The following is a 9,631-nucleotide window of genomic DNA, read 5'->3' as shown; positions in this document are numbered from 1 at the left end:
GGAGCGTTCAAGCCTCCTCAGGGGCTTTCCACGCGTGTTCTTAATCGTTGCTCTGAGGTTTGTGGGCACAGGTAGGCCAACCACCCACATTTGGGTGTCCCTGCGGAACCGGAGCCCAGGTAGCCCGCTTTGAGGCAGGTCGGTAGCGAAGCGTCCCTTGGCCATCTGTCAAGCCGTGGCTTATGAGCCTTTGATAAACGTGGTTGATAAACGCTGGCCTCGGTGCTGATCACCGCAAGACCCCGAAACCCCCTCTGCCAGTTACGGCAACCCATCTGAACCAAAAAGCCGGCTAACGGATTTGAACCGATGGCCTTCGCTTTACAAAAGCGCTGCTCTACCACTGAGCTAAGCCGGCAATGGAAGTCGCTTGGCGGCTTCCTGTTCTGAGCTTATCGCTCACCCAGCGCCCAGAGCAGCAGCTGGGTGCGGCTTTGGCAGCCGGTTTTGGCCAGCAGGCTCGACATATGACTTTCGACCGTGCGCCTGCTGAGAATTAAGGCGGCGGCAATTGCCTTGTTGCTGTAGCCCCGTTCCAGTTGCTCGAGCACACGACGCTCTGCGGCGGAGAGTTCTGAATGCTCGAAGGCAGTTGAACAGGGCATGGCATTGGTGTGGCTGCCCCTAAGAGTTCCCACACCGTCTCAGGAACTGATCTCGTTCTCCAGGGTTGACTCAGGGATAGGGGCAGGAGCCGGCAGCTTGGCTCGCCGAATCGGCAGGTTGGCTACCAGGGCCGTGACTCTGTCCTCCGTTTCCAGGGTCACATCCCCTTCCTCAAAGTCGATTTCCACATAACGACTCACAACTTCAAGGATTTCGCGGCGCATCTGTTGCAGCAGCTCGGGATTGAGGTCGCTGCGGTCGTGGGCGAGCACTAACTGCAGTCGCTGCTTAGCCGTGTTGGCACTGGCTGGCTGCCGCCCCAACAGTTTGTTGATCACATCAAGCAAGGTCATCGGCTTCAGAAGATCTTGGTTTGCATCAGGCGCCCGATCGTGGCCCGCAGCCCTTGGCGCTCTTTGCTCGGATCGATCAGCGGCACCTCTTCACCCTGCAGGCGGCGGGCCACATTGGTGTAAGCCCGGCCAGCAGGGGAACTATTGCCAGTGAGGGTGAGTGGCTCACCGCGGTTGGTGCTCACAATCACCTGTTCGTCTTCCAGCACTAGGCCAAGTAGGGGCAGGGCCAGGATGTCGGTGACATCGCTGACGCCCAGCATCTCCTGATTTGCCATCATTTTTGGCCGCACCCGGTTCAGCACAAGCTGGATCGGCTTTACGCCTTCACTGTTGAGCAGGCCAATCACCCGGTCGGCATCGCGCACGGCCGAAACCTCTGGTGTTGTGACCACGATTGCTTCGCGTGCGGCCGCCATCGCGTTCCTAAAGCCCCCCTCGATGCCTGCCGGCGCATCGATTAAAACGTAATCGAAGTGCTCGCCGAGCATGGCAGCGATCTTTCGCATGTCGTCGGGCTGGAGCCACTCAAGCATCCGTGGATTGCCAGCGGGAAGCAAGGCCAGATTTGGCTCCTGCTTATGTTTCACCAAAGCTTGCTCCAGGCGACAGGTTTCGGCCAGCACCTCCTGGGCTGTGTAAACGATCCTGTTTTCCAGGCCGAGCAACAAGTCGAGGTTGCGTAGGCCGAAGTCGGCATCGAGAACGGCGGTGCGAGCCCCTTGCTTGGCAAGGGCTATGCCGAGGTTGGCGGTGAGGGTGGTTTTGCCCACGCCTCCTTTGCCGGAGCAGATCAGGATGTAGCGGGTAGACGTGGCTGCCACGGCACAGGCTGGATTGAGGGCAGGTTAAGGCCAAAACCTTGAGTTGCAGGTATTGGGGCTGGCATTGCTACTGGCGGTAGCTGCTCTAAAAGGGGTGTTCAGGCTCTGAGAAGGTATGACCCAAGCCCCAGGTGGGCCTAACCATCTGCACCATCACCAGCAGCTGCTGGTGATGCCCGATGACGGCGCAGCGGCTGTGGTGGCTTTGATCGACTCTGCCCAGGAGACACTTCGGCTCAAGCAGTTCAAGTTGCAGTCGGAGACCATTGAGCAGGCCTTGATCCGGGCGCAGCAGCGTGGCGTGCTGGTGCGGGTGATGCTTAATCCACACACCTCCGGCGGCGACCGTTGGAATGATGAGGCCCACGCCCGCCTCGGCGCCTGTGGCATTCAGGTGGCCTGGACCAGTGAAGCTTTTCCAGTCACCCATGAGAAGTCGCTGGTCGTGGATTCCACCTGCGTGCTGGTTGCCACCTTTAACCTCAGCGACAAATACTTCACTGAGACCCGTGACTACGGGGTCGTCAGTTATGCAGTGCCTGTGGTGGAGCAGGTGATCGCTGGCTTTGAGGCCGACTGGAACCGCAGCTTTTTCCATCCCGATCTCACTGTGGGCTTGGTGTGGAGCAGCGTTCACAGCCGCGGCCAGATGGCCAGGATCATTGATATGGCGCTCGAGAGCCTTTGGATTCAGCACCCAAAATTTGTGGATGCGGTGATTTTGGAGAGAATAATTTCCGCCCGGGAGCGCGGCGTGAAGGTGCGCTTGCTCTGTGGTGGCAAGCACGGCATCTCCGACTGGGACATCTACGACACATTTTCTTCGCTGCGGGTAATGGAGCGCTTTGGTGTGAAGGTGCGGCGGCAGAAGCACCTAAAACTGCACGCCAAGTTGCTTTTGGTTGACGGTGCCTACGCCCAGACCGGTTCGATGAACATCGATCGCAGCGCCTTTGACCTGCGGCGCGAGCTTGGCATCGAATCCGATGCCCCCGAGGTGGTGGCGAGGCTGCGCAGCACCTTCCTGGCCGACTGGGATGCGGCAAAGAAATATCACGCTCCAGATCCCCTTGATCCCAGCCAACACGAGGACGGTGAATTGCCACCGGATCCCCACTTCGTCCATGACTGAGCGGAGCCCCAGCCTTTCTGAGTTGTTCTGGGGAATGCTCCAGGTGGCGCTCTCGGCCTTTGGTGGTGGCCTGTCCGCCTGGAGCCAGCGGATTGTGGTCGAGCAGCGCCGTTGGATGTCCAACGAGCAATTCCTCACCGGACTCACGGTTGCCCGCCTTTTCCCCGGGCCAAATCAGATCAACATGGCCGTGTACATCGGTGCCGAGTTCCACGGTTTGCCAGGCGCTTTAGTAGCCCTGGCCGGCATGTTGCTGCTCCCCTTCAGCCTGTTGATGGGGCTGGGTTTGGCCTACTTCCATTTCCACACCATCCCCTCGGTAGATCGGGTGCTTGCCGGAGTGGTGGCGGCAGCAGCAGGGATGGCCCTCTCAATGGGTTTCAAGATTCTTGATCAGTATTGGAATGATCGGGTTGCTTTGCTGCTTGCTGCAGTGGTCTTTCTGGCACTCAGCTTGTTTGACCAGCGCTTGATTCCTGTGGTGTTGATCGCCGGTCCCTTGGCCATGGCTTGGTATTGGCCCCGCCGGCGGACCAACCCATGAGTGGGCTGCTGGCCGCGGCGGTGGCGTGTGAGCCAGCTCGCCTCTCCGATTTGGTCACCTTGGTGCAGGTGCTGTGGCAGTTTTTATCGCTGTCGCTGTTTTCACTTGGCGGTGGCAACACCCTGCTGGCGGAATATCACCATTTGGCGGTGGCCCAGTTTTGCTGGCTCACTAATACCCAATTCGCCGATCTTTATGCCCTGGCGGAGGCGGCACCTGGTCCCAGCTCAATGTTGGTGGGTTTGCTTGGTCTCGGTGCCGGCTGGCGGGAGGGGCCTTTCTGGGCCCTGCTCTGCGCCTACGGCGCCGAAGCAGCGATCCTGTTGCCCTCTACCTTGCTTATGGTCATGGCCTGCCTTAGTTGGAAGCGCCTTGAACACTCCCCCTGGCGCGTGGCGTTTGAGCGAGGCCTAGGGCCAATAACCTTAGGAATTTTGTTTGCCGTGGGGCTCAAGATTCTGCGCACGGCTGACACCAATTGGGCTGGGGTGGTGGTGTCAGTTCTGGTTTGCGTGCTGATGTTGCGCACCCGCATTTCGCCGCTCTGGTTTATGGCGGTGGCCGGTGTGCTGGGCGGTCTGGGTGTAATTAACCGCTAAGGGGCCAGGCTGGTTGGGCCGGGTCTATTTGGATGGCGCCCGCCACTATCCGAGCTTCTTCGGCAAACCCGGCTGGGGGGGCGCCCTCGGGGCCCCTAGCCACCGCCCCGGCAATGCGCAGCTGCAGCGGTCGTAGCTGCAGGGCCACGATGCGGGCGAAGTTGTCGCCCTGACAGCCGGCGTGGGCAACACCTCTCAATCGCCCCCACACCAGCACATGGCCTGCGGCTGAAATCCGCGCCCCTGGGTTTACGTCCCCAAGCAGCAGCACGCTGCCCGATGTTTCCAGATGGTCGCCGGAGCGAAGGGTGCCCCGATGCACTTGCAGGTCGGAATCTGGTTTGGCGGGGCTCTCTGGAGCGGTTGAATTAGGCCACTGGCTCAAGATCCCCAGCCCCGCAGCTGCTACGTGGGTGTGGGGCTGACTGCTGCAGATCGTCACCAGCTCAAGCCCCCGGCCGTTCAGGGTGCGCTGCAGCTCGCCAAGTTGGCTTAGGCCGATACGCCAGGCCCCGGCCTCGAGCAGCAGTTGGCCCTCGATTGGCCCACTAGCGAGCAGGGCGCAACTATCGACCGCTTGCTGCACCAGAGCGGTCAAAGGGGTTTGGCAAGAGGCGGGCAGCACTAGTCGGTGGCTGCCTCGCCCAGATTCGTCTGCAACCAACAAGGCTCCCCGAGCAGGCTCCAACTCCATTCCCGGCCCTGTATCCATCCCCGGCCTTATCTCCATCCCCATTCCCTTTCAGCGACCCAGCAATTGGCGCAACTTAGGTGCCACCTCACCGGGATGGATCAGCCAGGCCAGCTCGACTGCAACAGTGAGGCTTTGCACCAGGCTTGAGCGCTGCTCCAGGGCCTGTAGGTGCTCGCCATCCCAAAGGCGCAGGCCACCCTTGTAGGGGTGATAACCGCGACTCTGGCGCTGCTGCAGGCCGCAGCTGGTTTCGGCGCTCAGGCCCTCTGCTTCGCTTAACTGCCTCGCTGCAGCCAGGAGCTCCAGTCGCTGGGCGGGGCTGCAGTGACTCACATCGGTGGCCTTGAGTAGACGCCGCTCCAGCAGTCGACCGCAAGGATCCTGCAGTTCGGCCGGGCCCTCTTCCATCCAGCGCATCAGGTGGTAGCCAGTGCGGATGTCGTCGTTGGCAAGAAACGACTCCAGATCGAGAGAGTCGCAGTGCCACAGCCAGCGGCCCATCACCTGGTCGGCCCAAACTCGCTTTGGTCCCAGGCGTCGGGCGGTGGCGATGGCCTGGTTGAGCAGCCAGTTGCACACCACGTTGAGCCGGTGGTTGTAGACGCTGCGATACATCAGGTTGCGCACCACCAGGTAGTGCTCCACGGCCATCAGGCCCTTTGGGGTGATCGCCAGCTGGCCATCGGGAGCCAAGGTGAAGGCGGCCAGGATCCGCTCGAGATCCAGCCGCCCGTAGGTAGTGCCCGTGCTGTAGCTATCGCGGACCAGATAATCGAGCCGGTCGCAGTCCAGCTGGCTGCTCACTAGGGCCTTGATCGCCGGGCAGGGGTGGCGGCCGTGCTCTAGCAGGTCGGCCACAACGCTGGCCGTGCCGGGGGCGTGGGCTTCGAGGCGGTCGCGCAAGGCTGGATGCTCCCGGATCAGCCGCCCCGACCAAGCCTCGTGGTGCAGCCCATACATCTCCTCTCCGGAGTGGCTCAGGGGAGCGTGGCCCACATCGTGCAGCAGCGCCGCGGCGTAGAGCACGGCTCGATGTTCCGCCAGTTCATGGTGGTGGCGCTCCAGCTGTTGCAGGGCTAGGCGGGCTAGGTGCAGCACCCCGAGGGAATGGGTGAAGCGGCTGGACTCGGCTCCATGGAAGGTCAGAAAGGCTGGGCCCAATTGACGTACTCGGCGCAAGCGCTGGAAGGGAGCGGAATCGATCAGCTCGATGGCCAGGGCTTCAGCTGGATCGGTGCGATCGAGTCGAATCGCTCCGTGCAGTGGATCGTGATACGTGCGCTCTCCCATATTCAGAGGGTCGCTTCAAGCCGGCTGGCCAGCAAGCGGCCAGCGGCATCAAGCCAGCTGTCACCCTCTCCGCCGGGATCTAAGGGTTCGGGTTCGGGCAGCACTAGATCAGGGGCGATTCCCTGGTGCTGAATGTCCCTGCCACTGGGGGTGAGATAACGGGCCACGGTTACGGCCAGGCCACTGGTGTCGCCCAGGGGTATCAGGGTCTGAATCAGCCCTTTGCCGAAGGTTTGAGCTCCCACCAGCTCACTGCGGCCATTGTCTTGAAGTGCTCCCGCCAGGATTTCGCTGGCACTAGCTGTGCCGCCGTTCACCAGGGTGAGCATCGGCCCGTCGAAGAGCACGCCGGGGTTGGCCTGTTGGGGCGAGCTGAGTCCATCACGGTCCTGGGTTTCCACGATGGGCTCGCCATTGAGCAGGTCGTCGGCCACGGCTAAGCCGGCGCTCACCAGCCCGCCGGAGTTGTTGCGCAGATCAAGAATCAGCCCCTCGATCGCCTTGCTGTTGAGATCGGCGAGGGCTTCCTGCACGTCCTGGGGCACCGGTTCAGAAAATTGGGTGATACGCAGGTAGCCGAGGGTGTGCTCTCCCACCCGCAGCCGCTTGCTGCGCACCGGACGCAGCTCCACCTCCCGCCGTTCGAGCTCCACTTCGCTCCGCTGTCCTTGCATGTTGAGTTGCACCAGCACCCGGCTCCCGGCGGGGCCGCGCAGGGCGGCTGCGGTGCGTTCCAGCCCCAGCCCCCCAGTGTCCTGGCCATCTACCTGCAGTACCTCGGCGCCACTGGGGATAAGGGCTTCAGCGGCGGGGGAGCCGTCCAGGGGGGCGATCACAACGATTGCTTGGTCGTTGCTGCGCAAGCCCAGCTGCAGTCCCACTCCGGTCACGGTGCCCTGCGTGTTGGAGCGCAGGGTGGCGTAGTCGGCAGGCCGCAAAAGGCGGGTATAGGGATCCCCAAGGGGGTTGAGCATTGATTCGATGGCGTCGTAGGCATCGCCTGAGCTGTTGATTGGTTGCTCGAGCGCTTTTTGGCGCAGCCGCTTCCAATGCACCGTTTCAAAGCGTCCTGGATCCACGTAGCTCTGGTTCACCAGGCGCCACGCCTCAACCACCAGCTGCTGGGTATCGCTGAGGGCCAAGGCCGTTGCGCAGTTGGCTGCCAGCAGGGCCAGGCCCAGCACGGTGCCAAGCAAATGCTGCAGCAGTGTTGCCGAGCGGTTTTTCACGGCTGTTGCAAACGGTTTAGAAGGCGCTGGCCTAAAGGGCGGGGCACTCACAAGCGGCTCGAGGTCATCGGTAGACTCTCGCAACCAAACCTCCCAGCTGCATGGCGAACACTCCTGCTGGAAACTCCGGACAGGCTTCGAACCCGGTTTACAACTGGTTCGACGAGCGCCTTGAGATCCAGTCGATTGCCGACGACATCTCGTCGAAATACGTGCCACCCCACGTCAACATTTTTTACTGCCTGGGCGGCATCACCCTGGTGTGCTTCCTGATCCAGTTCGCCACTGGGTTTGCGATGACCTTCTATTACAAGCCAACGGTGGCCGAGGCCTATTCCTCTGTCCAGTACCTAATGACCGACGTCAGCTTTGGCTGGTTGATCAGGTCTGTGCACCGCTGGAGCGCCTCGATGATGGTGCTGATGCTGATCCTGCACGTCTTCCGCGTTTATCTCACCGGTGGTTTCAAGCGCCCCAGGGAGCTCACCTGGGTTACGGGCGTCACCATGGCAGTGATCACTGTTTCCTTCGGCGTTACCGGCTACTCCTTGCCTTGGGATCAACTCGGCTACTGGGCCGTCAAAATTGTTTCTGGAGTCCCGGCGGCTGTTCCGGTCATCGGTGATTTCATGGTTGAGCTTCTCCGCGGTGGAGAGAGCGTTGGTCAGTCCACCCTGACCCGCTTTTACAGCCTGCACACCTTCGTGATGCCTTGGCTGCTTGCCGTTTTCATGCTGATGCACTTCCTGATGATCCGGAAGCAGGGCATCTCTGGTCCCTTGTGACCTATTGATTCGAGGCCTCTCGCCTCCCGAATCTCACCCCTTAAGCTCCACACCATCACCACAAAGATCCCTGCTGCCGGCAGCTGCCATGCACATCCTTAAGAAGCCCGATCTCACCGATCCCAAGCTCCGCGCCAAGTTGGCGAAGGGCATGGGTCACAACTACTACGGTGAGCCAGCCTGGCCCAACGATCTCCTCTACATGTTCCCCGTGGTAATCCTCGGGACCATTGGCTGCATGGTTGGTCTGGCAGTCATGGATCCGGCCATGCTGGGCGACAAGGCTGACCCGTTTGCAACCCCGCTCGAGATCCTGCCTGAGTGGTACCTGTATCCGGTCTTCCAGATTCTCAGGGTCGTTCCTAACAAGCTTTTGGGCATTGCCCTGCAGACGATGATCCCCCTGGGCCTGATGCTGGTGCCCTTCATTGAGAGTTTCAATAAGTTTCAGAATCCTTTCCGCAGGCCCGTGGCCATGGCCACCTTCTTGTTCGGCACGGTGTTTGCGATTTATCTCGGCATTGGCGCAGCTATGCCGATCGACAAGTCACTCACCCTTGGTCTGTTCTGAGATTTAGGAGCAAATCAGCCCAGGCATTCTGTCTAGGTCCCCTCATTAAGCCGCGACTTTGGTCGCGGCTTTTTTTATGGCATGAATAGAGAGGCTCTTTCAGCTGCTTTGGCCCGTCCCTGGCAGAGCTCTGGGAGCCTCCCTGCCCCAGTGGCTTCCCCTGTTGGCCAACTCTTGGCGCATTTGGCGCTGAAAGGCCTGCAGCGGCGCCAGGGGGAAGACGGCAAATGGAATGCACCTAAATGCCTGGCCGCAATGGTTTTGGCTTGATGCGCTGTCGCGCTCGATACGGGTCCTTGCCAAAGGGTCGTAGGAGGTGATATGTTTTTGGACTGCGCGCAAGGGGGAAGATCCCGAAGCGAGCAGGCTTACGACGAAGAAGGCGAGAGCCGACGGTGTTGTAAGTTTTCTGAGTCGCTGAGAGGCGACGTTCCGCCGAGAACTCCCGAGAGGGGGAGGAAGCGGAAGCACCTGGACAACTAAAAAGTTTAGGAACTGACGCTTTCACTGCGTCACGGATCAAAGGAGCCTGCACCGCCTGAGAGGGAGGGTGTTGGAGCTTTGGTTTTATTGGCTGAGAGATCAGCTAGTGACGGAAATAGCAGTGAAGGTGTGAGGTCCCGTCAAAAAAGAACAAGCGTGACGCGCCTGTTGGTTGGTTTTTGTTGTCTTCTCACGAGGGAACAGGAGCTGGTGTGCCGATGGGAGAGGCGAGCGCGACCGGATCTGGGATTCGGGAAAGTCAAGAGGAAAGAAATTTCTGAATGCACTCTTTGAAACCTTCTGTCAGAGGAAGGGGCTCCAACTGTGAGACCTGCGCCAGTGGGTTGAAGCGGGTGAGAAGCAATTCAGGTTGAGGCGAAAGCCGATAGGACGTGAACTACAACGGAGAGTTTGATCCTGGCTCAGGATGAACGCTGGCGGCGTGCTTAACACATGCAAGTCGAACGAACCTTCGGGTTAGTGGCGGACGGGTGAGTAACGCGTGAGAATCTGCCCTCAGG

At 60.5% G+C, this 9,631-nt stretch carries 11 protein-coding genes, 1 tRNA gene and 1 rRNA gene; 6 read left to right on the top strand and 7 right to left on the bottom strand.

Annotated elements, in window-relative coordinates; genetic code table 11:
- Positions 1 to 286: 286 nt before the first annotated feature.
- From KBY99_RS14690 to minD, 4 genes are all read right to left on the bottom strand, one after another.
- Positions 287 to 358 (bottom strand) — tRNA-Thr (locus KBY99_RS14690).
- A gap of 34 nt (positions 359 to 392) precedes the next feature.
- Complete coding sequence (locus KBY99_RS14685) at positions 393 to 605, bottom strand: response regulator transcription factor (RefSeq protein WP_106632809.1); 213 nt, start codon at positions 603 to 605, stop codon at positions 393 to 395.
- Between the two features lie 39 nt (positions 606 to 644).
- Entirely contained in the window at positions 645 to 959 is a 315-nt protein-coding gene (gene minE / locus KBY99_RS14680; protein ID WP_254961228.1) for a cell division topological specificity factor MinE, read from the bottom strand.
- A gap of 5 nt (positions 960 to 964) precedes the next feature.
- The gene (minD, locus tag KBY99_RS14675; protein WP_254961223.1) at positions 965 to 1,783 is read right to left on the bottom strand and encodes a septum site-determining protein MinD; all 819 of its coding nucleotides are present in this window, start codon (positions 1,781 to 1,783) and stop codon (positions 965 to 967) included.
- A gap of 115 nt (positions 1,784 to 1,898) precedes the next feature.
- Here minD and KBY99_RS14670 point away from each other — a divergent pair, with 115 nt between their 5' ends.
- From KBY99_RS14670 to KBY99_RS14660, 3 genes are read left to right on the top strand one after another with little or no spacing between them, the layout of a single operon-like run.
- Positions 1,899 to 2,915 carry a phospholipase D-like domain-containing protein gene (locus KBY99_RS14670; protein ID WP_254999796.1) on the top strand — a complete coding sequence of 339 codons (1,017 nt, stop codon included), beginning with the start codon at positions 1,899 to 1,901 and terminating at the stop codon, positions 2,913 to 2,915.
- The gene (locus KBY99_RS14665; RefSeq protein WP_254999795.1) at positions 2,908 to 3,459 is read left to right on the top strand and encodes a chromate transporter; all 552 of its coding nucleotides are present in this window, start codon (positions 2,908 to 2,910) and stop codon (positions 3,457 to 3,459) included. Before KBY99_RS14670 ends, KBY99_RS14665 begins: the two co-directional genes overlap by 8 nt.
- Positions 3,456 to 4,058, top strand: coding sequence for a chromate transporter (locus KBY99_RS14660; RefSeq protein ID WP_254999794.1), 603 nt, complete (start codon positions 3,456 to 3,458; stop codon positions 4,056 to 4,058). Before KBY99_RS14665 ends, KBY99_RS14660 begins: the two co-directional genes overlap by 4 nt.
- On the opposite strand, the gene minC is transcribed toward KBY99_RS14660, so the two are convergent.
- The 3 genes from minC to ctpZ form a co-directional block, all read right to left on the bottom strand.
- Positions 4,048 to 4,683: a septum site-determining protein MinC gene (gene minC, locus KBY99_RS14655; RefSeq protein ID WP_254999793.1), complete on the bottom strand. Its 636-nt coding sequence runs from the start codon at positions 4,681 to 4,683 to the stop codon at positions 4,048 to 4,050. The two genes, KBY99_RS14660 and minC, sit on opposite strands and share 11 nt — an antisense overlap.
- 117 nt (positions 4,684 to 4,800) lie before the next feature.
- Positions 4,801 to 6,042, bottom strand: a complete 1,242-nt coding sequence (locus KBY99_RS14650) for an HD domain-containing protein (RefSeq protein ID WP_254999791.1) — start codon at positions 6,040 to 6,042, stop codon at positions 4,801 to 4,803.
- Positions 6,043 to 6,044: 2 nt separating this feature from the next.
- Positions 6,045 to 7,271: a carboxyl-terminal processing protease CtpZ gene (gene ctpZ / locus KBY99_RS14645; RefSeq protein ID WP_409996576.1), complete on the bottom strand. Its 1,227-nt coding sequence runs from the start codon at positions 7,269 to 7,271 to the stop codon at positions 6,045 to 6,047.
- 101 nt (positions 7,272 to 7,372) lie between these two features.
- Between ctpZ and petB the strand changes: the two genes are divergently transcribed.
- From petB to KBY99_RS14630, 3 genes are all read left to right on the top strand, one after another.
- Positions 7,373 to 8,056 carry a cytochrome b6 gene (petB, locus tag KBY99_RS14640; protein WP_106632802.1) on the top strand — a complete coding sequence of 228 codons (684 nt, stop codon included), beginning with the start codon at positions 7,373 to 7,375 and terminating at the stop codon, positions 8,054 to 8,056.
- Between the two features lie 88 nt (positions 8,057 to 8,144).
- Entirely contained in the window at positions 8,145 to 8,627 is a 483-nt protein-coding gene (gene petD / locus KBY99_RS14635; RefSeq protein WP_106632801.1) for a cytochrome b6-f complex subunit IV, read from the top strand.
- An 882-nt stretch (positions 8,628 to 9,509) separates the two neighbouring features.
- Positions 9,510 to 9,631, top strand: a 16S ribosomal RNA gene (locus KBY99_RS14630); the annotation flags it as partial.

It is taken from the genome of Cyanobium sp. Maggiore-St4-Cus, assembly GCF_024345615.1.
In the GTDB taxonomy this organism is placed as follows: Bacteria; Cyanobacteriota; Cyanobacteriia; order PCC-6307; family Cyanobiaceae; genus Cyanobium_A; species Cyanobium_A usitatum.
Note: the sequence above shows the minus strand (reverse complement) of the source record. Positions and strands in the feature narration are given on the sequence as shown.